This window comes from Enterococcus sp. C53 (assembly GCF_040887425.1).
GTDB classification, from domain to species: Bacteria; Bacillota; Bacilli; order Lactobacillales; family Enterococcaceae; genus Enterococcus_B; species Enterococcus_B hirae.
Map to the genome: position 1 here is coordinate 297,929 of NZ_JBFOFT010000002.1, position 24,226 is coordinate 322,154.

Annotated in this window: 24 protein-coding genes and 1 pseudogene; all 25 read left to right on the top strand. The window is 37.5% G+C overall.

The genetic code is table 11. The features are described from left to right. Positions 1-175: 175 nt before the first annotated feature. The 25 genes and pseudogenes from AB3I42_RS04230 (at position 176) to dnaI (ending at position 24,103) form a co-directional block, all read left to right on the top strand. Positions 176-859 (top strand): DUF1538 domain-containing protein, encoded by a 684-nt coding sequence (locus AB3I42_RS04230; protein ID WP_010737694.1) that lies wholly within the window; start codon positions 176-178, stop codon positions 857-859. Beyond that, positions 856-1,629 carry a DUF1538 domain-containing protein gene (locus AB3I42_RS04235; protein ID WP_368022301.1) on the top strand — a complete coding sequence of 258 codons (774 nt, stop codon included), beginning with the start codon at positions 856-858 and terminating at the stop codon, positions 1,627-1,629. The genes AB3I42_RS04230 and AB3I42_RS04235 overlap by 4 nt, the downstream gene beginning before the upstream one ends. Beyond that, a pseudogene (locus tag AB3I42_RS04240) lies at positions 1,626-2,003 on the top strand (P-II family nitrogen regulator). The gene AB3I42_RS04235 and the pseudogene AB3I42_RS04240 overlap by 4 nt, the downstream one beginning before the upstream one ends. Positions 2,004-2,137: 134 nt before the next feature. Further along, positions 2,138-2,809, top strand: a complete 672-nt coding sequence (locus tag AB3I42_RS04245; RefSeq protein WP_368022302.1) for a hypothetical protein — start codon at positions 2,138-2,140, stop codon at positions 2,807-2,809. 54 nt (positions 2,810-2,863) lie between these two features. After that, positions 2,864-3,301, top strand: coding sequence for a hypothetical protein (locus tag AB3I42_RS04250; RefSeq protein ID WP_081123285.1), 438 nt, complete (start codon positions 2,864-2,866; stop codon positions 3,299-3,301). A gap of 9 nt (positions 3,302-3,310) precedes the next feature. Next, positions 3,311-3,979 (top strand): 2,3-diphosphoglycerate-dependent phosphoglycerate mutase, encoded by a 669-nt coding sequence (locus AB3I42_RS04255; protein ID WP_010737689.1) that lies wholly within the window; start codon positions 3,311-3,313, stop codon positions 3,977-3,979. Positions 3,980-4,033: 54 nt separating this feature from the next. After that, positions 4,034-4,657 (top strand): HAD-IA family hydrolase, encoded by a 624-nt coding sequence (locus AB3I42_RS04260; protein WP_025480503.1) that lies wholly within the window; start codon positions 4,034-4,036, stop codon positions 4,655-4,657. A gap of 50 nt (positions 4,658-4,707) precedes the next feature. Continuing rightward, complete coding sequence (locus AB3I42_RS04265) at positions 4,708-5,103, top strand: DUF1149 family protein (protein ID WP_010719024.1); 396 nt, start codon at positions 4,708-4,710, stop codon at positions 5,101-5,103. Positions 5,104-5,318: 215 nt separating this feature from the next. Continuing rightward, on the top strand, positions 5,319-6,710 hold the full coding sequence (locus AB3I42_RS04270; RefSeq protein ID WP_010719025.1) for an L-cystine transporter: 1,392 nt from the start codon (positions 5,319-5,321) through the stop codon (positions 6,708-6,710). 239 nt (positions 6,711-6,949) lie between these two features. Continuing rightward, positions 6,950-7,321, top strand: coding sequence for a VOC family protein (locus tag AB3I42_RS04275; protein ID WP_010719026.1), 372 nt, complete (start codon positions 6,950-6,952; stop codon positions 7,319-7,321). A gap of 301 nt (positions 7,322-7,622) precedes the next feature. Further along, complete coding sequence (locus AB3I42_RS04280) at positions 7,623-8,564, top strand: rhodanese-related sulfurtransferase (RefSeq protein ID WP_010719027.1); 942 nt, start codon at positions 7,623-7,625, stop codon at positions 8,562-8,564. 230 nt (positions 8,565-8,794) lie between these two features. After that, complete coding sequence (locus tag AB3I42_RS04285; protein WP_181914477.1) at positions 8,795-9,526, top strand: metallophosphoesterase family protein; 732 nt, start codon at positions 8,795-8,797, stop codon at positions 9,524-9,526. A 225-nt stretch (positions 9,527-9,751) separates the two neighbouring features. After that, the gene (locus AB3I42_RS04290; RefSeq protein ID WP_181914478.1) at positions 9,752-11,935 is read left to right on the top strand and encodes a Tex family protein; all 2,184 of its coding nucleotides are present in this window, start codon (positions 9,752-9,754) and stop codon (positions 11,933-11,935) included. 1 nt (position 11,936) lies between these two features. After that, on the top strand, positions 11,937-12,422 hold the full coding sequence (locus AB3I42_RS04295) for a SprT family protein (RefSeq protein WP_010737684.1): 486 nt from the start codon (positions 11,937-11,939) through the stop codon (positions 12,420-12,422). Between the two features lie 27 nt (positions 12,423-12,449). Next, positions 12,450-13,205, top strand: coding sequence for a YdcF family protein (locus AB3I42_RS04300; RefSeq protein WP_010737683.1), 756 nt, complete (start codon positions 12,450-12,452; stop codon positions 13,203-13,205). A gap of 181 nt (positions 13,206-13,386) precedes the next feature. Next, positions 13,387-14,721: a UDP-N-acetylmuramate--L-alanine ligase gene (murC, locus tag AB3I42_RS04305; RefSeq protein ID WP_010737682.1), complete on the top strand. Its 1,335-nt coding sequence runs from the start codon at positions 13,387-13,389 to the stop codon at positions 14,719-14,721. Positions 14,722-14,945: 224 nt separating this feature from the next. Further along, positions 14,946-15,431 (top strand): MaoC/PaaZ C-terminal domain-containing protein, encoded by a 486-nt coding sequence (locus AB3I42_RS04310; protein WP_010737681.1) that lies wholly within the window; start codon positions 14,946-14,948, stop codon positions 15,429-15,431. Further along, entirely contained in the window at positions 15,424-16,107 is a 684-nt protein-coding gene (locus AB3I42_RS04315) for a Bax inhibitor-1/YccA family protein (protein WP_081123282.1), read from the top strand. The genes AB3I42_RS04310 and AB3I42_RS04315 overlap by 8 nt, the downstream gene beginning before the upstream one ends. A 166-nt stretch (positions 16,108-16,273) precedes the next feature. After that, complete coding sequence (gene polA, locus AB3I42_RS04320; RefSeq protein ID WP_010737679.1) at positions 16,274-18,919, top strand: DNA polymerase I; 2,646 nt, start codon at positions 16,274-16,276, stop codon at positions 18,917-18,919. A 69-nt stretch (positions 18,920-18,988) separates the two neighbouring features. After that, positions 18,989-19,825 carry a DNA-formamidopyrimidine glycosylase gene (mutM, locus tag AB3I42_RS04325; RefSeq protein ID WP_010737678.1) on the top strand — a complete coding sequence of 279 codons (837 nt, stop codon included), beginning with the start codon at positions 18,989-18,991 and terminating at the stop codon, positions 19,823-19,825. Continuing rightward, complete coding sequence (gene coaE / locus AB3I42_RS04330; protein WP_010719037.1) at positions 19,789-20,424, top strand: dephospho-CoA kinase; 636 nt, start codon at positions 19,789-19,791, stop codon at positions 20,422-20,424. The genes mutM and coaE overlap by 37 nt, the downstream gene beginning before the upstream one ends. Positions 20,425-20,476: 52 nt before the next feature. Beyond that, complete coding sequence (locus tag AB3I42_RS04335; RefSeq protein WP_181914479.1) at positions 20,477-20,809, top strand: CsbD family protein; 333 nt, start codon at positions 20,477-20,479, stop codon at positions 20,807-20,809. A 444-nt stretch (positions 20,810-21,253) separates the two neighbouring features. After that, positions 21,254-21,748 (top strand): transcriptional regulator NrdR, encoded by a 495-nt coding sequence (gene nrdR, locus AB3I42_RS04340; RefSeq protein WP_081123280.1) that lies wholly within the window; start codon positions 21,254-21,256, stop codon positions 21,746-21,748. A gap of 40 nt (positions 21,749-21,788) precedes the next feature. Then, the gene (locus AB3I42_RS04345) at positions 21,789-23,177 is read left to right on the top strand and encodes a replication initiation and membrane attachment family protein (RefSeq protein WP_010737676.1); all 1,389 of its coding nucleotides are present in this window, start codon (positions 21,789-21,791) and stop codon (positions 23,175-23,177) included. Further along, complete coding sequence (gene dnaI / locus AB3I42_RS04350) at positions 23,177-24,103, top strand: primosomal protein DnaI (protein WP_368022305.1); 927 nt, start codon at positions 23,177-23,179, stop codon at positions 24,101-24,103. Before AB3I42_RS04345 ends, dnaI begins: the two co-directional genes overlap by 1 nt. Positions 24,104-24,226: the final 123 nt, after the last annotated feature.

The window sequence follows — 24,226 nt, forward strand, 5'->3', positions numbered from 1 at the left end:
AACATAAAGAGAAGCCAAAGGAGCCGAAACCAAGTTTGATTTTCGCTCAATTTGGCTTCTTTTTACGGTAATGTCATATTTGAGTATTTTTTTATTGAAAAAAATAACAGCGTTTACCTGTTCTGCTCGTAACTTGTGAAGGAATCAGGTAAAATAGAGTAAAGGAGGAGGATATATGCTAAAAAATTTAAAAGAAGTTGTTATCGCCATTTTACCAATGACGCTTTTAATTGTTATTTTAACTTTTATTTTCGCACCGCTTGACTCAGATGAAATGATTTCTTTTTTGTTTGGGGCAGGGATTATGATGATTGGCATGACACTATTTTTATTTGGCGCCGATTATTCGATGATGGAAGTCGGGCGATTAGTGGGAAAATATATGATCAAAAAGAAAAGTCTCACAATCCTCATTGCTTTAGGATTTATGATTGGAATTGTAATCACGATCGCAGAACCTTCCGTTCAAGTGTTGGGACAACAAGTCAATCAGATTTCTGAAGGAAAGATTGGCCGAGTTTTGTTAATTGGAATTGTAAGCGTTGGCACAGGTGTCTTTTTAGCGTTTGCTCTGTTACGGGTTGTCTTCAAATTATCTTATTATCAATTGATGGCGATTGGTTATGTTGGTGTATTAGTCGCTTCATTTTTTACAAGTAATGAATTTATGCCGATTGCTTTTGATTCTGGAGGCGTTACGACTGGACCGATTACTGTTCCTTTTATTCTAGCATTAGCTGGCGGACTGACTAGTATGATTCGTCAAGAAACGAGTGCCAATGATAGCTTTGGGATGGTTGGGATTGCATCTTTAGGTCCAATTCTGGCAGTAATGATTTTAGGGGTGATTTTTCAATGAAGATAGTCCAAGAATTATTCTCGGGGATAGAAATCATTTCCTATGAGGTGTTAATCGCCATATCGCCGATCATACTATTATTCTTAGTCATGAACTTCCTGAGCTTTCAGATGAGTAAAGAACGTTTCTGGGCTATTATCAAGGGCTTTTTGATCACTACTGTCGGATTGATCTTATTCCTGCATGGTGTCGATCTGGCTTACGTTCCTGTTGGACAACATCTAGGTAGTGTACTTGCTAGTTTAGAACATAATCAGCTTTTGATACCTTTAGGGTTCTTGATGGGGTTTTTAGTTGGTTTCGCAGAACCAGCGATCCATGTCATGGTTAAACAAGTGGAAGAATTGAGTGAGGGAAGAATCAAAGCAAAAATCATGTTAGCAGTCATCTTTATTGGGATTGGCTTAGCAGTTGGGTTATCTATGTGGCGTTTATTAGTTGGTTTTTCTCTCTACTATTTTTTGATTCCAGGATATGGCTTAGCTTTCATTTTAGGACGCAAGGTTGATAAAATTTTTCTTGCTATGGCATTTGATAACGGAGGGGTAGCGACTGGTCCCATGTGTTCCACGTTCATTTTATCGATGTGTGTGGCAATCGCCACGCAAATTGAAGGAAGAGATCCGATTATTGATGGATTTGGAGTAGTGGCTATGATTGCATTGACGCCCATATTATCGACATTGGTTCTAGGCTATATCTACAAAAGGAAAGATGAAAAAGATAAACAAGCCAAACACAAATTACAACAGTTGGAGGGAAAAAAATGAAAGATCCTGTAGCGTTGAATCTGAATATGATCGTCACGATTGTTGATGGGGGAATGGGGTACGAAGTGATTAAGTTTTCAAAAACCGCCGGAGCAGTTGGAGGTACGATACTCCATGGGCGTGGATCAGGGATTCATGATTCTAGTAATTTTTTAGGTCTGGAAATCTCCCCTGAAAAAGATATTGTGTTAACCCTCGTACCCGATAGTTTAACCAATCAAGTCATGGAGACGATTGGTTAGGGAATCAACATTGATGTGCCAGGAAATGGTATCTGTTTTAGTATTGATGTCGATAAAGTCATTGGGATCACTAAAATCCACCAATATCGGGAAGTGATCGAGATGAAAGAATTGATGGAAAAAGAGGAGTGAATCTGCAATCGCTCAGGTGGTTTCATTGTTTTAAGGAGAATTTGATGAATTACTAAATTTTTATGAAACCCTCCTCTTTTACCAGACAACTTTTTAAAAATATGCTATGTTAAAAATGATAAAGGGGGAGAAAAATGAATTTTTTAGTGGTGCTAAAGGATCAAGTCATCAACCGTTCGACCTTTCTTTATGTTCAGTTAAACAAGGGGAAAACTTTGTTGCATTTTTCGCCAGAGTTTCATTTAGAAGGTCAAACACTAGGAGAAATCTATCAATCAGAAGGGTTAACTGCACTTTTGCTCTTTTTTAATAGAGAACTTGATTTACCTGTGAAAGATTATCTTGAGCTTTCATTGACAAGTTGGGATCAGGCAGTAACAGAGCTATTTCCAAATGGCTTGATAATCAAGGAGAACGGCCAGTTGATACAGTTAACGGTCAGTGAACTTCAAAGACAAATGCGTTATAAAATTGATGAGAAAGATTCGTTTTCAATTTTTCAACGGCAACAAAAAATCTTAAAAAGTTTTTTAAGTGAAATTGGTAAAAAACGCCATTTATTAAAGACAACTCAATTATTAAAAAAATATCCTGATTTAGTTCATTCATCGATTCAATTAACACAATTCTTAACGCTGATTCGCCGATTTGTTCGCTTGAAGGAAGTGCCTTCTAGAAAGCTCACGTTACCGTTAGCGGATACATTTCGTGTCGTCCAAAGAGCGCAGGAAAAGAAAGTCATCGTGATTGACTTTATGAAGAATCGGAATGCACTTCATCAATTAACAATGGAAAAAGCGAATTAAAGCTTTTTCTTTTTGCTTTTTTTTGCCATAATAAGAGCAACAGGAGGAGTTACGATGGCACAAATTTGGTTAAGACGCTTGATTGAATACAAAAGAAAATACAACCAAGTGATGCAAGGACGTTATGCAACATTTGATTCGTTGAACCAAGTATTGTTGATTCTGGCACTATTCTTTCGTCTGTTTCAATTTTTACTTCCTTTTTCAATCGGTTATTTCTTATTTTGGGGATTACTCGGTCTAATCGTATTTCGATTGTTATCGAAGAAAATCTATGTAAGAATAAATGAAAATCGGAAATTCATCGAAAAATCGAATCAAATAAAATTATGGTTTTCTCAGTTGAGAAAGCCAAAAAATTCAAAGAAAGTGATGGAGTACACGTTTTTTTCTTGTCCTACTTGTCACCAAAAGCAAAGAGCGCCACGAGGTAAAGGACGAATTCGAGTGACTTGTCAAAAATGCGGTACCCAATTTGAAACGAAAGTCTAGGTGAAGAGGATGAAGTTAGTCTTATTACGACATGGTGAAAGTGAAGCCAATTTTCAAAATTATTGGACTGGCTGGTTAGATGTTGCGCTAACTGAAAAGGGGATGCAACAAGCAACGGAAGCTGGACGAAAAATGAATGAGCAAGGATTGGTTTTTGATATCGTTTATACATCTGTACTAAAAAGAGCAATCAAAACGTCACAGTTAGCTTTAGAAGAAATGAATCAATTGTATCTTCCCGTCCAAAAAACTTGGCGGTTAAATGAACGACATTATGGGGCATTAGTTGGTAAAAATAAAACGGAGATGAAAAAAGAATATGGCGAAGAACAAGTCAAAAAATGGCGTCGTGGCTATCGAGAAGTTCCGCCACTCGTATCAGAAAACCATTTTGATCGACGCTATGATTCTTTAGATCCACGTTTGCTCTCCCATGGTGAAAGCTTAGAGATGACAGTTGAGCGCGTGGTTCCTTTATGGCAAGATGAACTTGCACCACACTTATTAGGTGGTAAAAATGTCTTAGTGGTTGGACATGGGAATAGCTTACGTGCGTTAACGAAATACTTAGAAGATGTACCAGAAAATCAGTTGGATACGATTGATATCCCGAATGCGCAACCGATTCAATACACTTTAAATAAAGAGTTAGAAATCCTCGGAAAAGAATTGTTATAAGAGGGACATGTTTTGTGGGAATATGAATAGATTTAAAGGAAAGAAGTTACGATGATAAAAAATTATGTTTGGGATTTTGATGGAACATTATTTGATACTTATCCAGCCATGGTCGATGGAGCGCTTCAAGCAATGGCTGCGTTAGGTATCTTAGCGGATCAAGAAACGATTTATCCGATTATGAAGAAATTTTCCACCCGTCAACTAATCAAAGAATACCAATTACCAGAAGAACAATTTACACCTTTGTTTCATCGTTATGAAGCAGCGAGTCAGAAAATTTCCAAGCCTTTTGCAGGTACCCAAGAAGTGTTACGATTATTGAAAAGCCAAGGTGCAAAGCATTTTATTTTGACCCATCGACTCTCAACCTCAACATGGGGATTACTTGAGCAGTTTGATCTAGCTGATTTGATTGAAGAAGTCATCGGGATTGATCGGAATTTTCCTCGTAAGCCAGCGCCCGACTCATTAAATGATTTGATCCAAAGACATCAATTGAAAAAGTCGGAAACGATCATGATTGGTGATCGTCGTTTAGATATAGAAGCTGGTAAGAACGCAGGAGTCTTGACTTGTTTGTATGATATTGATCATTTTTTACAAGATATTCCTGCCGATTATGTTGTAGATGATCTCTTAAAAATCCTTGATATCAAGGAGAAAGCAATAAAATAGTATCCTCTTTCAAAGTGAGGTATGTTATAATTTGAATAAGGAGTGATCAAATGGAAATCAAAAGACAAAAAGAAGTAGTAGAGGCATTTCACTATGATTTTAAAAGGCCTGATCAAGAAGTTGAAACAGATTTAAAAGTAGGATTTTCTCCTCTGAAAGAGACGATTGAGAACTATCCGAAAGAACACAGTATCGTAGGGGCACGTTTAGAATTTCGCTTAGTCTTTGATACATATGTTTTATCAGGAAGCGTGAGTCAAATTAACCATATCCTTAATCGAAAGATTGAAGGACAAAATGATGTCACACAAGAAGAAGTGGATGAGTTAGTTGCGCCATTATTTGACATCGTCAAACGAATGGCCTATGAAATAACTGAGATTGCATTGGATCAACCAGGCGTGAAACTAAATTTTCAATCTGAAAAAGAAGAAAACGAAGCATAAAACGTGCTTAAAACCAGTAGTGATAGTCAAAGGCTATCACTACTGGTTTTTTTCTATTACTAATTGTAAGCAAAACGAATGTATTTTTTACATAAATAGTCTAGAATGAACGAGTCGCTGAAAAAAATATTTTCAGGAAAATGATTGAAGAATCATTTTCGGGAACCTTTACTTCCTTAGATGGACTTGTCATTAAAAATTAGAGGAGGAGTAAAATGACAACACTCATCACAGTTTTAGTGGTTCTAGTTTTTGCGGTATTATTATATGTTTTTTATCGCATGCAAAAGCGCCATGCAAAATTTTCAACAAGGGTTTATACAGCTCTAGCTATCGGAATCGTATTTGGTGGCTTATTACAATTGATTTTTGGAGTAGATAACCAAGTCATCAGTCAATCAATGGAATGGATCAATATCGTAGGTGAAGGCTATGTCGGCTTCTTACAAATGCTGATTATGCCATTAGTATTCGTCTCGATCGTTGGCGCATTTACAAAAATGAAAGTTTCTGAAAAATTAGGTAAAATCAGTGCAACAGTATTAACCTCACTGCTTGCAACAACAGCAATTGCTGCATTGATTGGAATCGGTACAACCATATTATTTGGTCTTCAAGGAGCGAAGTTTACCGAGGGCGCAGCAGAAACAGCTCGAATCTCGGAATTAGCCACTCGCCAAGAGAGTATCCAAGGATTAACGATTCCGCAACAAATATTATCATTCATCCCTAAAAATGTCTTTGCTGATCTAGCTGGTACACGTGCAACAAGTACGATCGGTGTTGTGATTTTTGCTGCATTTGTCGGGATTGCTTATCTAGGAGTCAAAAGAAAAGCACCGAAAGAAGCAGAATTTTTTGCCAATTTGATTGATAGTTTATATAAAATCGTTATGCGTATCGTTACCTTAGTTTTACGTTTGACTCCATATGGCGTCTTTGCGTTGATGACGAATGTGATGGCTACTAGTGATTTTGTTGCCATTATCAATTTAGGAAAATTCGTACTTGCTTCATATGTTGCTTTACTAGCAGTCTTGATTGTTCATTCATTGATCTTGCTTTCAGTGAAAGTCAATCCGTTTGACTACTTTAAAAAAGCTTTTCCAGTATTGAGCTTTGCTTTTACTTCACGTTCAAGTGCAGGGGCATTGCCATTGAATATCGAAACACAGACCAAAGCGTTAGGTGTGGATGAAGCAACAGCGAATTTTTCAGCCAGTTTTGGTTTATCAATTGGGCAAAACGGCTGTGCAGGTGTGTATCCAGCGATGCTAGCCACGATCGTTGCTCCAGCTGCTGGAATTGATGTTTTTAGTATTGGCTTTATCTTGATGTTAGTTGCAATCGTCACGATCAGCTCATTTGGTGTAGCCGGTGTTGGTGGTGGCGCAACGTTTGCTTCATTGATCGTCTTAGGGGCGATGAATTTGCCAGTTGCCATCGTTGGCTTAGTTATCTCAGTAGAACCATTGATTGATATGGCTCGAACAGCAACGAACGTCAGTGGCAGTATGGTTGCCGGGATTGTCACAAGTGCTAGAATTAAGGACTTGGATCGTGAAGCAATCAAAGATGATTCAAAAGTCATTGATGTCAATGCTTAGTTATAAGCCAAAAACAGATTTCGTCTTTGAGACGGGATCTGTTTTTTTTATAAGCGATTGATACAGAGAATCTATTTTATTCCGAAAAGTGAAAACGAGATTCCATCCACTCCAAAAACTATGACAATAAGGGCAAGTATAAGAGTATAAAGATGGAGTGAAGATAGCTTTTCCGATCTCCGTATGCTAAAATAGTTAAGCTTATGACTTCTAAAAAGAAGAAATGTAGGAGGATTTACATGTTTACCAATGAAATGAAAATCATGTTATATGTTGATGATGTGAAAAAAAACGTTGATTTTTGGACTGCCGTTGGATTCAAAGAATTAGATCGTCAAGAAATGGATGGCACACTGGTTGTAGAAATCGCCCAATCAGAGAAGGCGACTACTTCACTTGTCTTATACGATCGGGAATTCATTGAACAACATTCCCCAGAAGTTGCTGGAAGTTCCCCATCCTTGATGTTTTATAGCGATGATATTTTTGATTTATATAAGAAAATGCAAGCACAAGGTACGGTATTAGGCGAATTAGTCCAGTTAGGTGAAGAATACGTATTTAATTTTGCCGATCCTGATGGTAATTATTTTGCAGTAACAGGGAAATAAAGAAATGATTTGAAGGTAGTCTTCAGACACTCATTCTACTAGTAGTTAAACAGGTCATGTTTAGCGACTAGTAGAGTGGGTGTTTTTCACTTGGTAGAACCTAGTTTATGTAAATGGTCATTCCATCGTTGAGGTCATCTTATTCCATCTTTTATATAGTAAAGTTTGCCTAAATTAAAAAACGATAATTATATTATGTTAACTGAAGAGTTTGAACATAAATACACAAGCATAAATATCGTCAAACGAACCTTACTTTTTTTATACTATTCTGGAGAGAAGAGAAGGAAGGAAAGAAAACATGGATTACCAAGTATTACTTTATTACAACTACACAACCATTGAAGACCCAGAGCAATTTGCGAAGGAACATTTAGCCTTTTGTAAATCGTTGAATTTAAAAGGAAGAATCTTAGTTGCCAAAGAGGGTATCAACGGCACATTGTCTGGAACGATCGAAGAAACTGAAAAATATATGGCGATGATGCATCAAGACGAGCGTTTTGCTGATACATTTTTTAAAATTGATCCAAGTGAAGGCCACGCATTTAAGAAAATGTTTGTTCGTGCACGACCAGAACTTGTTTCTTTGAAATTAGAAGACGATATCGATCCTCACGAATTGACAGGAGATTATCTCTCACCAAAAGAATTCAAAGAGGCAATTTTAGATGAAGATACTGTTGTCATTGATGCCAGAAATGATTACGAGTATGATCTAGGACATTTTCGTGGGGCTGTTCGTCCTGATATTAGAAGCTTTAGGGAACTCCCTAAATGGATCCGTGATCATAAAGAAGAATTTATGGAAAAACGAGTGGTTACTTATTGTACTGGTGGGATTCGTTGCGAAAAATTTTCTGGTTGGTTAGTCCGTGAAGGCTTCAAAGATGTTGGTCAACTACACGGCGGGATCGCAACTTATGGAAAAGACCCTGAAGTTCAAGGAGAATTGTGGGATGGTAAGATGTATGTGTTTGATGAACGTATTGCAGTTGATATCAATCAAGTGGATAAACGAATCGTAGGCAAAGATTGGTTCGACGGTACGCCTTGCGAACGCTACATCAATTGTGGCAATCCTGAATGCAATCGTCAGATGTTGACTTCTGTTGAAAATGAAGAAAAACATTTAGGTTCTTGTTCGATCGAATGCGCAAAACATCCACAAAACCGCTACATCAAAGAGCATCAACTGTCTGAAAAAGAAGTAGAAGAAAAATTAGCTGCTTTTTTTAACTAGCATTTAGTGACAAGCTGAAAAATAAACATACCAGGAGAAGCTGTTCTCCAATCACCTAGCTCTAGTTGAGCGCTGATTGAATAAGGGAATTCCTTTGCTATCTTTATTTTTGGCTTGTCTTTTTTTCTTTTTATTGAGAAAATCAGTATAGGAAAGGGAAAAACCTTTTCGATAAGTGTTAATCTATGCGAAAGATACGTTATACTACAATGGAAAGGGAGAGTTTCATCATGAAAAAGTGGGTGTATGCGATTGGCGATGTTCATGGAAAATACGATCTCTTTAAAAAATTGGTCAACGAATTTGATCCATTAAATCATCAATTAGTATTGATGGGGGATTTGAATGATAGAGGCCCTAATACGAAAGAGTGTTTTTTACTAGGTATGCAGCTAGCCAAAGAAAATAACGCGATTTATCTTCGAGGAAACCACGAAGAGTACTTTTTGCAGTTCCTCCAAAGTCCTGAAGACTGGTATGAGCCCTATTTACGGAATGGTGGCAAAGAAACATTTGACAGTCTTTTACACCCTGGGTCAACTGAAGAGTATTCGCCCACAGAGATTGCGTTGATGATTCGCTCACGATATGGCGAACTGATTGATTTTTTATGTGAGCGGCCGCTTTATTATGAATGGCATAATTATCTCTTTGTCCATGCAGGGGTTGACTTAACTAAAAAAGATTGGCATGATACAAACCCTCATGATTTCATCTGGATTCGCGAACCTTTCCATGAAGGTAAAAATAATACAGGAAAAACAATCGTTTTTGGTCATACCATTACCCCTATGCTACACGGAGATATGGAAACGACAGATTTATGGATTCACGATAAGAAAATCGGAATTGACGGTGGAGCAGTCTTTGGTGGATCGATGCATGGTGTGGTTTTTGATGAAACTGGTATCGTTCAAGACATTGAGTATCAAAACACTGAAGGACCGTGGCAAGGAAATTAATGGATCAGGATAACAGTACATGATTCCTTATAAAAGTATTGAGGAAACTCAAATTCCTCAACTATTATAGGGAATTTTTAGTGTGATTGATTTGTTTTGCTAAGAGCTGCTATAAGTACTGTTATCAAATATGATAAAATAAATAAGTATGTGAGAAAATCCACCATTTTTATTTAGAAACAGGGAATAATGAAAATGGCTTTAACTTAAAAAGGGAGTATATTGATGGCAGAGAATTTAAATCAAACAATTGTCCAGTTAGTTCAAAAAGAACTAACGATGTATCATTCAAAACAACTTACCACCGTATTGAATTTATTGAACGAAGGAAATACTGTCCCATTTATTGCACGTTACCGAAAAGAAATGACCGGTAGCTTAGATGAGGTACAAATTCGAGAAATTGAAGAGCGCTATGCTTATTTAGAAAACTTAGAGAAACGAAAACAAGAAGTGATTCGTTTAATCGATGAACAAGGTAAGCTAACGCCAGAATTGAAAAAAGACATTACTTTAGCAGTTAAAATGCAACAAGTAGAAGACTTGTATCGTCCTTATAAACAAAAACGCAGAACGAAAGCGACGATCGCAAAAGAAAAAGGATTAGAGCCTTTTGCCCAGTGGCTTCGTCAATTGCCCAATGAAGATGTCTATGCAGAAGCAAAAAAATACCTCAATGATGAAAAAGAAGTTCATACGGTCGAGGAAGTATTGCAAGGCGTTCACGAAATCATTGCTGAAGAAGTCAGTGATAATGCAACTTACAGAACGTGGGTACGCTCCTATACCTACAATAAAGGTTCTTATGTCAGTGTCGTTAAAAAGAAGGAGTTAGATGAAAAAGCGGTATATGAAATGTATTATGATTATGCCGAACCCATTCATAAAATCGTCTCTCATCGCATTTTAGCGACGAATCGTGGTGAAAAAGAAGGTATTTTGAAAGTCGGACTCCAAGTGGAAGAGGAACCTATTTTGTCTTATTTGGAGCGGCAATTGATCAATAACCCAGCTTCTCCCGCAACTATGTTTGTTAGGAATGCTTATCAAGATAGTTACAAACGGTTTATTCAACCTGCGATTGAGCGGGAAGTGCGCAATGAATTAACTGAAAAAGCTGATGAGCAAGCAATTGCGATCTTTGGAGAAAACCTCCGTAATCTCTTGTTACAACCTCCTTTAAAAGGAAAAGTCGTTTTAGGATTCGATCCAGCCTATCGTACAGGATGTAAGTTAGCTGTAGTAGATGCGACAGGTAAAGTTTTGGCAATTGAAGTCATCTATCCGCATAAACCTGCTTCTCAAGCGAAACGTGAAGCTGCAGGACCTGCTTTTGTTCAATTGATCAACCAATACCAAGTAGATATGGTCGCAATAGGGAATGGTACTGCTAGCCGTGAATCAGAACAATTTGTTGCTGAACAATTAAAATCAGCTGATCATAAAGCGTACTATGCGATCGTGAATGAGGCGGGAGCTTCTGTTTATTCTGCAAGTGATATTGCCCGCAAAGAATTTCCTGACCTCCAAGTGGAAGAGCGAAGTGCAGTGTCGATCGCTCGACGTTTGCAAGATCCATTAGCTGAATTAGTGAAGATTGACCCTAAAGCTGTAGGAGTTGGACAATACCAACATGATGTTTCTCAAAAACGTTTAGCGGAACAATTAGATTTTGTAGTAGAAACTGTGGTCAATCAAGTGGGTGTGGATGTTAATACTGCAAGCCCTCAATTATTGCAACACATCTCTGGTTTGAATAAAACAACTGCTCAAAATATTGTGACTTATCGAGAAGAAAATGGTGCGTTTGAGACGCGAGCGCAATTGAAAAAAGTTCCTCGCTTAGGACCAAAGGCTTATGAGCAAGCGATCGGGTTTATCCGTGTACCAGGTGGGAAAAACATTCTTGATAATACAGGCATTCACCCAGAAAGCTATCCAATAGCAAAAGAAATTCTAAAAAGCAACGGGTTATCAGAGAAAGCATTAGGTAAAAAAGAAGCAATCGAAACCCTATCTCAACTTTCTTCCACTCATTTATCCAAAACATTATCTGTAGGAGAAGAAACGTTAGCTGATATTCTTGAAGGGTTAACCCGACCTGGTAGAGATATGCGGGATGAAATGCCAGCCCCACTCTTGCGTTCAGATGTTTTAAGTATGGAAGATTTGAAACCAGGGATGGAGTTGAAAGGGACTGTACGGAATGTAATCGACTTTGGTGCGTTTGTTGATATCGGTGTAAAGCAAGACGGATTAGTTCATCTTTCTAAATTAAGTAAAAAATTTGTTAAACATCCTACTGATGTCGTTTCTGTAGGCGATGTTGTAACAGTTTGGATTGAAGCTGTTGATGTCAATAAAGGAAGAATCAGTTTAACGATGCTTTCCCCTTATGAGGCGAAATAAAGTGACAGAAATCGAATTGCAGCAACTCGTTGAAAAAATCTCGCTAGATAGTTTTTCATTGCCCTTTAAGCATCAAGCAAAATTCAATTCTCGTTTGCGATCTACAGGGGGACGTTATCACTTAAACGACCATCATTTAGATTTTAATTGGAAGATGTTTCAAGAAGTGGATGAAGCGACAAAAGTTGCAATCATTAAACATGAATTATGTCATTATCATTTGCATTTAGCTAATAAAGGTTATCGTCATCGAGATGCTGATTTTAAGGTTTTACTAAAAAAAACGGGTGGTTTAAGATACGCTCCTGCTCTTTCTGCTAAGAAAACGACTAAAATTGAATGGTATCAGTGTGCTAGTTGTACAACCGATATTTACCGCAAACGAAAAATCGATACCAAACGCTATGTTTGCGGGAAATGTCGAGGGCATTTGATTTGGAAGGAAACACTGGATAAAGTGCCAAATGAACAGCTTTCCAGTAAGTAAAAAATCTTAAAAAGGAGAAAAAAGCTCATGACGAATCAAGGGGAACAATTGAAAGATTGGAATTGTTTGCTATCCTTTTTGGCTGATGCAAGTGATCAAAGAACAAATGATTCGGCACCAATAGTGATTCTAGCAGGTAATGGCTTACCGATTCTTGCTGATAAGGCAGCTGAACTGTATTTGCAAGGACAAGTGCAGCAAATTTTTCTAGTCGGAGGAATCGGACATGCTACTAAGGTGCTTCGCCAAAATTTTGCAAAGCAAGGGGTTTTATTTGAGGATGGACTCAGTGAAAGTGAGATGTGTTTTCGTTACTTAACAGAAAAATACCACATTCCAACTGAAAGATTCATTTTAGAAACAACCTCGACGAACTCTGGGGAAAATGCACAACATGCCTTGACGATCCTTCAAAAAAAGGGCGCTTTACCTGAACGGATTTTTCTTATGAATGATCCAACATTACAGCGACGTACCAGAGCAACTTTTGAGAAGGTCTGGAAAGGCACAGGAGTAGAATGGTGTAACTATGTCCCATTTGTTCCCCAATTAATTGAACTAGCGGAAGAGTTACATTTTTCTCAGCCAGAGTTGAACGATCAATGGTCGAAAGATTATTTCTATGCGTTAGTTTTAGGAGAAATGGTTCGTTTGAAGGATGATGAACAGGGCTATGGACCAAATGGGAAAAATTATATGAATCATGTGGACATCCCACAAAAAGTTTGGTCAGCCTATCAACGGATCCGTTCTTCTGTTTCAGGAACTTTCTTGCGTTCATGAGAAAATCATCCCTAGTAGACCAAACGAGAGCGTTAGCCAGTTTTTAAATTTGAACGATTTTTCAAGTAAGTAACCTCTTCAAATATATTTGGTTGAAATTTTTTTAGGTTTATATGATAATGAGGAACGTGTTGTAATAGAAAACAAAATAATGGATGATATTTAAGAGAAGAGGATTCAAATGGAAAATCAAAATAAATTATACCATTTTGTTGGTATTAAAGGATCAGGAATGAGCTCATTGGCACTTGTCTTACACGAGCAAGGGTTACCAGTACAAGGATCAGATATCGAAAAATATTTCTTTACACAAAGGGATTTAGAAAAAGCAAATATCAAAATTTTGCCTTTTGATGCAGAGAATGTTCAACCTGGAATGACGATCATTGCTGGTAATGCTTTCCCAGATACGCATGAGGAGATTCAAAGAGCGAAAGAGTTGGGATTAGAAGTTGTTCGTTATCATGACTTTATCGGCGACTTTATCCAAAACTACACGAGTATTGCAGTGACTGGTTCACATGGTAAAACGAGTACGACAGGATTACTTTCACATATGTTGACTGGCATTCGTCCAACAAGTTATTTAATTGGTGATGGCACAGGACATGGCGATCCTCAAGCAGAATTTTTTGCATTTGAAGCTTGTGAATATCGTCGCCATTTCTTAGCATATTCGCCTGATTATGTTATCATGACAAATATTGATTTTGATCATCCAGATTATTATACAAGTATTGATGATGTGTTTACCGCATTTCAATCAATGGCAAATCAAGTGAAAAAAGCGATCTTTGCCTATGGAGACGATGCTTACTTAAGAAAATTAGAAGCAGATGTTCCGATCTATTATTATGGTGTTTCTGAAGATGATGATATCCAAGCTCGGAATATCGAACGCACAACGACGGGGTCAGCTTTCGATGTGTACCACAAAGATGAATTTGTGGGACATTTCACTGTTCCTGCTTTTGGCAAACATAATATATTAAATGCATTAGGAGTGATCGCAGTTGCTTATTTTGAAAAACTAGACCAAGAAGAAGTAGCGAAAGAATTGTTAACATTCCCAGGTGTAAAACGTCGCTTTAGCGAAAAAATCGTAGCTGATATGACAGTTGTAGATGATTATGCTCATCATCCAGCTGAAATCAAAGCAACAATCGATGGGGCTCGACAAAAGTACCCTGATAAAGAAATCATTGCAGTTTTCCAACCTCATACATTTACCCGCACAATTGCTTTGATGGATGAGTTTGCAGAAGCACTAGATCTTGCAGATAAAGTTTACCTATGTGATATATTTGGCTCTGCTCGTGAAGAACAGGGCGATGTCAAAATTGAAGATCTTGGCAATAAAATCAAAAAAGGTGGTCAAGTGATCAAAGAAGACAATGTTTCTCCTTTACTTGATTTCCACGATGCTGTCATTATCTTTATGGGTGCAGGGGACGTTCAAAAATTTGAACAAGCGTATGAAAAATTATTAAGTAGTACGACAAAGAATGTATTGTAATCTATTTTTTAAGTAGTCGATTGTAAAGCAGTCTCTATCTGTTAAAGAATGAAACTTAACAGGTAGAGATTTTTTGATTTTTCTGGTTTTCAAAAGAGGAATCAACATCGCTGTCTTCTTTCAGTTTCGTTAATATTTTCTTGTTTTAATCAGTGTAACTTGCCTTTTTGGACTGTTTTGATACAATAAGAAGTGATCAATATATAAACTGGAGGGTTACTAACTTGAACATAAGTAAACCACGTAAATTAGGAAAAACCATCAATGAACTGGAGGAAGGGGACTCGTTGTCTTTAACTGAATCGATTGAAGACAATCAGCTGTTATTGTATTTAGGACTAACAAATGATGCGAATCCACTATACATCCAACATGATTTTGCGAAACAAACGGAGTACCAACAACCGATTGTGCCTTCTGTCATGTTGATGGGCATCATCACCAGTGCAATTTCAAAACATTTGCCAGGTCCTGGGTCTCATGTAGTCAATTTTTCTGTCAATTTTATTGAGCCAGTTTTCCATTATCAAACATTGACTTTTCAGTTTGATATTATCAAAGTAGACAAAATGAAAAATGTCGTGACAATCTCTGTCGAAGCAAACAATAGCGAAGAAAATCGGGTATTGGATGCAGTAGTGATGGTTCAGCCACCGGTCGAACCAGAATTAGAGATTACTCTTGAAAGTGAAGGTGAAACATATGAATAATCAAGGTACTATTTCAACAGGACTGAATCGCTTCTATGCTAAGGTCTATGGTTATCTAGGAGGAGGTCTAGCATTAAGTGCGATTATCTCTTATCTCGCATTACAAGTATATCCTCAACAAGTTTTCTCGTTCATCAATAATTTCCCATTAGGCTTTATGGGTCTCTGGATCGTAGAGTTGATTTTAGTAGTTGTATTGGGCGTTAAAGCAGCTAAAAACCCAAGTTTAGCTATTGGTGGTTTTATTGCGTATTCGCTCTTGAATGGACTGACGTTAGCTGTCACATTAGCGATGTATGATATCGGTAGCATTACCAGAGCGTTTATTACAGCAACTGGAATGTTTTTAGGGATGTCCGTTGTAGGCTTGGTTACTAAAAAAGATTTGACAGGTGTCAGCCGTGCCGGAATGGCCGCATTGATCGGTGTCATTATTGCCATGGTCTTAAATGTCTTTATTTTACGAAGCAGCGCAGTAGAGTTGTTTATTTCTCTTCTTTTAGTCGTGATCTTCGCAGGAATTACCGCATATGACAACCAAAAGATCCGGTCAATCTATATAGAATCAAATGGGACAGCACACAGTGGAATTGCCGTTTTCTTGGCATTGCAACTATACCTTGATTTTATCAACTTGTTCTTAGCATTCTTAAGAATTTTCGGACGTAACAATTAAGCGATTGAATGGATCGTTCAGTTGAACAATAATTATAAGAGTGAAAAGCATTGAGTCTTTTCACTCTTTTTTGTTCAGTAAAGTGGTTAATTTGCGTTTTTCTTTTCGCTTTCCTCAGTATTCTTTGTTAGAATAAATAAGAACTTTACAGTAAGGAGTTAGGCAGATGACAAAAAATAAATTATTACTTGTAGATGGAAATAGTGTTGCTTTTCGCGCATTTTTTGCTTTACACAATTCATTAGAACGGTTTAAAAATAGAAATGGGTTGCATACAAATGCGATCTATGCTTTTAACACGATGTTTGAAAATGTGATGCAAAAAGAGCAACCTACTCATGTATTAGTTGCATTCGATGCAGGAAAGACGACGTTTAGAACCGAGATGTATGCAGAATACAAAGGTGGCCGTTCAAAAACTCCTGGAGAATTTAAAGAACAGATGCCTTACATTCGTGAATTACTCACAGGACTAGGTGTCCAATACTATGAATTACCTAATTATGAAGCGGATGACATCATTGGGACATTAGCCGAAAAAGTCAATAAAGAAGAATTTGATGTCGTTGTTTTATCTGGTGATCGAGATCTGACTCAATTAGCTAGTAATGAAATCAAAGTAGACATTACGGTGAAAGGTGTGAGTGATATCGAAAGTTACACACCTGAACATGTTGCTGAAAAATATGATGGGTTGACGCCAAATCAAATCATTGATATGAAAGGTTTGGCAGGAGACGCTTCAGACAATATTCCTGGTGTGACGAAAATCGGCGAAAAAACAGCAATCAAATTGTTAAAACAATATGGATCCGTTGAAGGGATCTATGAGCATATTGATGAAATGAAACAAAGCAAAATGAAAGAAAATTTGATCAATGATAAAGAACAAGCTTTCTTATCCAAACAATTAGCGACGATCAATACAGATGCGCCAGTTGAAGTCTCGATTGATTCATTGAAATATGAAGGGAAAAACTTAGAGAAATTGGTGCCATTTTATAAAGAAATGGAATTTAAACAATTCCTGGCAAAGCTGGACCTTGTTGAGGAAGAAGTAGAACTTGAAGATATCCTATTTGAAGTAGTCCATGAATACCATGAGGACATGTTCACGACTGACATGGCTTTATATGTGGAGATGATGGGAGACAATTACCATACAGAAGATATCGTGGGTGTAGCTTGGGGGACGAAACAAAAAATTTATGTTACGAATGATCTAGCGTTATTTGAGAACGAAGCTTTTTGTGCTTGGCTAGCTGATCCAACACGGTTGAAAAAAGTCTATGATGCTAAACGGACTTATGTGGCTTTAAATCGTTATGCTACGAAAACAAAAGGGATCGATTTTGATGTCTTGCTTGGTGCCTACTTGCTTGATACAAATGAGAAAAGTACGGATATTGAAGGAATCGCTGCCCATTATGGCTATCATGAAGTGCAGTCAGATGAAGCAATTTATGGAAAAGGGGCAAAAAAAGGATTACCGGAAGAGGAAGAAGTATTTTTTGCCCACCTTGCCAGAAAAGTATCTGCCATTAATGTTTTAACACCTAAGTTAAGTCAAGAATTAACAGAAAAAAACCAAATGGCCTTGTTCCGTGAGATGGAACTACCCCTTTCAATCATCTTAGCTGAAATGGAAATCACTGGTATCAAAGTTGATGCTTCTCGTTTACAAGAAATGAAAATCGAATTCTCCGATCGATTGAAAGAGATCGAGGAAACAATCTATCAAGAGGCTGGTGAATCCTTCAATTTAAACTCACCAAAACAATTAGGGGTCATTTTATTTGAAAAAATGGGGTTACCGGTGATCAAGAAAACGAAGACGGGCTATTCCACTGCGGTCGATGTTTTAGAACAATTAAGAGAACAAGCACCAATCGTGGATGACATCTTGACGTATCGCCAAATCGCCAAGATCCAGTCAACTTATGTAGAAGGTTTGTTAAAAGTCATTCAATCCGATGGGAAAGTCCATACCAGATATGTTCAAACATTGACTCAAACAGGGCGTTTAAGTTCAGTAGATCCTAATTTACAGAATATTCCTATTCGCTTAGATGAAGGGCGAAAGATTCGCCAAGCGTTTGTGCCTAGAGAAAAAGACTGGTTGATCTATTCATCTGACTATTCACAAATCGAATTGCGAGTCTTGGCTCATATCTCGAATGATGAACATTTAAAAGCAGCCTTTCTTGAAGGACAAGACATCCATGCAAGTACTGCTATGCGTGTTTTTGGGATTGAAAAAGCAGAAGATGTCACACCAAATATGCGTCGTCAAGCAAAAGCAGTCAATTTTGGGATCGTTTATGGCATTTCTGACTATGGTTTATCACAAAATCTTGGGATTACAAGAAAAGCAGCGCAACAGTACATTGATACGTATTTTGAGAAATATCCTGGAGTCAAAGAATATATGGAACGTATCGTTCGTGAAGCAAAGGAACAAGGATTTGTCGAAACCCTTTACCATCGCAGACGTTATTTACCAGATATCAATTCACGAAATTATAATATACGTTCTTTTGCTGAAAGAACAGCAATCAATACCCCAATCCAAGGAAGTGCCGCTGATATTCTTAAAATCGCGATGATCGAGTTGGATAAACGCTTAAAAGAAGAAAAACTATCAGCAACCATGTTGTTACAAGTACACGATGAATTGGTTTTTGAAGTGCCAGAAACAGAATTAGAACGATTAGACAAATTAGTAAGTGAAGTCATGGAACATGCCGTGTCCTTACACGTACCATTGATTACAGATAGTAGTTGGGGGAAAACGTGGTATGAAGCGAAATAGCTGATTGCCACTATTGAACCGATCTGCTCAATAAATAGATAAAAAAGCAAATAAGTCGAAGGTGAAAACATGCCAGAATTACCAGAAGTAGAAACTGTACGAAAAGGCTTGTCTCGTTTAGTCGTTGGAAAGAAAATCCAAAAAATCCAAGTCTTATGGCCAAGAATAATTGAACAACCAGAAACAGCAATCTTTGAAGCTTCGTTAGTTGGCGAAGAGATTCTGTCTATTGATCGAAGAGGCAAGTTTTTAATTTTTCGTTTGAGTCATTATGAATTGATCTCGCATTTACGTATGGAAGGAAAATACCAATTTGTTGAAAAAAATGAACCGATCGATAAACACACGCATGTCATTTTTTTCTTTGAAGATGGTAGCCAACTCCGATACCATGATGTACGTAAATTTGGACGAATGACATTAGTTGAAAAAGGAACGAGTGATGCCTACAAAGGCATCATGAAATTAGGTCCAGAACCGTTGCCAGATACATTTTTATTAGACGGCTTTCGTTTAGGCTTACAAAAATCTCATAAAGCGATTAAACCATTATTATTAGATCAAAAGTTAGTAACAGGTTTAGGGAATATCTATGTGGATGAAGCGCTTTGGGAAGCAAAGATCCATCCAGAACAGCCAGCGGATACATTGAAGCCCAAAGAAGCAGAGTTGTTACGAAAAGCAATTATTGACGTGTTGTCTCGGGCAATTGAGGCTGGCGGAACGACGATCAGGAGTTATCTCAATGCGTTAGGCGAGTCAGGTAACTTTCAAGTAGCTTTACATGTCTATGGTCAGACTGGTCAACCATGTGTTCGTTGTCATACACCGATCGTCAAAACAAAAGTAGCGCAAAGGGGGACTCACTATTGTCCAAATTGCCAAAGACTAAAAATCAGCAAGTAGGCTATGTCTTAGGCTTAACTGGTGGGATTGCTACTGGGAAAAGCACTGCAGCAGCTGTTTTTAGCCGTCACCAAATCCCGATGATCGATGGAGATATCATCGCCCGTGAAGTCGTCCAACCTCAGACTCCTGGATTGGCGGCAATCGTTCAAGAATTTGGGGAAGAAATCCTTCAAGAAGATGGCTCGCTTGATCGAGTAGCTTTAGCTAAGATTATTTTCGATTCAACAGAACAAAGACAAAAACTTGATCGCTTATTAGACCCCTTTATCCGTCAAGCGATTACGGAACAGATTAAGCAACAAAAAGCAAATTATCCTTTAGTTGTCGTTGATATCCCTTTATTATTTGAAGGTCATTATGAACAGGAAATGGATGCTGTAGCAGTCGTTTACCTTCCAGAAGAAATTCAATTGCAACGTTTGATGAAAAGAAATCAATTGACACTAGACGAAGCAAAGAAAAGAATACAAAGCCAGATGCCGATTGAAGAAAAGAAAAAATTAGCAGATATCGTTTTTGACAATTCCGGTAGTAAGGATGAACTGACTTGTCAAATCGAACGTTGGCTCTCGGACTTCAACAATCGATTTCTTTGAGTATATTTAGATAGTTTGCTATGCTGAATATAAAGAAAAGAGGGGAATTGGTATGGGGACTTTTAAAAATCAAAAAGATAAAGTAGTCGGTTCTGCAAAAGAAAAACTAGGAGAGATCTTGAATAAAGATGAACTGGTAGATGAAGGACGGGCACAATCAGAAGCTGCAAAAGAAAATGATGAACGCTACAAAGCCAGAGTCGATGAATTAGAAGACCAACAAGCAGAAAAAGAAGCCAATGAGCAAGATCTGACACAAGAACGAAAAAAAGATGATCCAACACACAAAAAAACACCTTTACCAGAATCCGATCATATTCCTGAACAACAAAAAATCGATGAACAACGAATGAAACATTATACAGGGATTGAAGAAAAACTTTAATGGGTATAACTTAGACTGTTGAAACAGAGAGTGAGACAAGTTTTGTCTCACTCTCTGTTTTTTTTGAAGTATGCACCTGAAAGAAGTTTTTAAGAAGCACTGTTTTACATGCAGTTTTCTCGAAAGTCAAGCCTAATTGTTTTGCTTTGGAACAATTTCGATCAATCGATTGAAAAAAAGGTTCTTCTAACGAGGTTTTTTATACAGGAGAGTCGCCTGTAAGAATTGTTTCATGTTATAATACAACTAGTTACATGTGTGAAACTTTTTTTATGAAAAGCAGGAGTGAATCATAAAAATATTGTTTCATACGTAATTATTTACGTAACTATTATCGAGTGAAAATTTATCCTTTGAATGTTCGTTGAATCAATACTATATAAATTGATTCAATATATTAAATGAATGTATATCAGAAAAATTTCATATTAAGAGGTGAAAATAATGAGATGTCCTAGATGTCAACATAACAATTCCCGAGTGATTGATAGTCGACAAGCGGATGATGGTCGAGCAATTCGTCGAAGACGAGAGTGCGAAAACTGTTCTTTTCGTTTTACAACATTTGAAAGAATTGAAGCAGCACCTTTATTAGTGATCAAAAAAAATGGGGAACGGGAAGAATTTAATCGTGACAAGATTTTAAGAGGATTAATCCGTTCAGCAGAAAAAAGACCAGTTGCGATGGAACAAATGGAACAAATCGTAACCCATGTTGAAAATCGGGTGCGAAGTCTTGGTGAAAATGAAGTATCGACGACGTTGATCGGAGAATACGTGATGGAAGATCTGGTCAATTTAGATGAGATTGCTTATATCCGTTTTGCCAGTGTTTATCGTCAATTTAAAGATATGTCGGTGTTTTTAAAAGAATTACAAGACATCGTTGATAAAGCAAAAGAAAATAATAAAGAGAATCACAAAGAAAACAACGAATAAATCAGAAATAAAATCAAGTCATAAAAGGAGGCCAAATTCCTTGGATAACGCATGGAAAGAGCTTCAACCTAAAAATATCTACCAAGGAAGAAAAAGCTATCCGCTAAGAGAAGAAGGGAAATCCTCATTACTTTATCTCTACCAGCCATTAATCGGCAGTGAAGCTTTGAGTTTGTATTTTACCTTACTATCAGAAATTCCTTTACAAAAAGGCGTTGGACCGGAAGGATTACATGCTGATCTGTTAAGTAGCTTGAATTGTGGTATTCCTCAGCTTTATGAAGCACGAAAAAAACTAGAAGGGATCGGACTTTTAGAAGTTTTTTTCAAAGAAGACCCTAGCTTAGGGGGATGTTTTATTTATGAGTTACTTGAGCCAATTGAACCGTTAGCATTTTTTAAAGATACATTATTGTCTTTTCTGCTATTAGAAAAAGTCGGTCAACGGCGTTTCGATCAGTTGATCCAACTATTTCAGCCGGAACATTTTTCGACGAATGATTATCAAAAGATCACGAAGAAATTTTTAGAAGTATATCGCTTTAATGAAAAAACATATGCTGCAGATCAAGAGAAACTCGAGGGAAACCAACAGTCATTTACAACCAAATCAACTGATCTGGGGAAGTCCATGGAACAATCCACTCTTGATTGGCGCTTTTTGACAGATTGGTTGGCAAAAAAACATATCATGAATCTAGATGAATCATTGAAGGAACAGTTAACAATGTATCATTTACTTTATGGCGTGGATGAGTTGACATTAGGTGAATGGGTCGTACAAGCGTATGATTTTTCTGAGCAGACAGTATCTGTCAAAGAGCTTCAACGCATCGTATTGGTGAACCAACAGACGAAGCGAACAAATACATTGGCTAATCAAAATGAAGAAGCAACCTCTGCCAATCAGAATGAGACACCTAAGGAAGCAACTGCTCTGACAAATGCGACACTACAGTTAGTGAACGAAGCCAAAAGCATTCCGCCAATGAAATATTTAGAGGCACTGAAACAAGCAAAAGGCGGCTATGTGTCAAAACAAGAAACTTGGCTTTTACAGGATTTAGTTTCACAATCGGGATTGTCGAATAGTTTGATCAATATCCTGATCAATTATGTCTTAGTAATCAAAGATCGTCCTAGCTTAACCGCAAGCTTTGTCAACACGATCGCTAACGAATGGGCACAAAAAAAGATCATGACCCCAGAAGAAGCCATTGAACATATTCGGAAAACCAATAGCAAAGTCAAACAAAATACTAAAAATACGAACCAGAATTATTCAACTAATCGTCGAAACGTTCGTCGTGAGAAATTACCGGATTGGGTCAACCAGCCTAAAGAAGAGAAAAAAATCAGTAGTGAGAAAAAAGCGGAGATCGAACGACGATTCAAAGAATATTTTGCCAAGAAGGAGGGAGATAGCTAATGGAAGATGTAGGAAAAGAATTAAAGCGGATCATCAGCCAGCGAAATTATCAACAAAAATTTGCTGAAATGATCGAAGAAGTCCTCAACGATCCAGATGTGCAAGCCTTTTTGGCGGATCACAAAGATGAATTAACACAAGCAGATATCGAAAAAAGTTATGCAAAACTATATGAATTTGTCCAAGAAAAACGAAAATACCAAAAAAATGACCCTACGATGATCGCTCCTGGCTATGAGCCCAAGCTAACCTTGAATTTTCATTATGTCGATGTGACTTATGTTCCAACAGAAGCCTTATTGGCGAAGAAAAGACAAGAAGAAATCAGGAACCGGATCAAAGCTGTCGATATGCCAAAAGATATCCAAGATGCTTCTTTCAATAATTTTGAGCGTACCGATGGACGGAGCTATGCGAGCTTTGAAGCATTAGACTTTGTGGAAAATTATAGTGCAAGTCCCAAAGACTATCACAAAGGACTCTATTTAGTTGGCAGCTTTGGAATAGGAAAGACCTATCTTTTAGGAGCGACTGCCAGAGAACTAGCCATTAAAGGCTTTACAACTACACTTGTCCATTTTCCAACTTTTGCTGTTGAAATAAAACAAGCGATTGGAAAAGATCAAGTCGCAGAAAAACTAGATGCAGTCAAACGTTCACCGATCTTAATGATGGATGACATTGGCGCTGATGCCATGAGTAGTTGGATCAGAGATGAAGTCTTTGGTGTGATTTTGCAATATCGAATGCAAGAGCAACTGCCAACCTTTTTCTCTTCCAATTTTACAATGAATGAATTGGAGCAACATCTTGCTGTGACACAGCGTGGAGATGAAGAACCATTGAAAGCCAAACGAATCATGGAACGGATTCGTTATTTGACAAAAGAAATTGAAATGACTGGACGCAATCGGAGAAATGGCTAGCGAAAAGAGAAAGCATAGAAGTCATAATTGTAGCCTTAGTAGGCTTAGAAGATGTGATCGAGAAAGCTTTTTGCTGAATTAGTTATTGCCATATTTCCTGCCTATTGCTTTGATGGGTAGGAA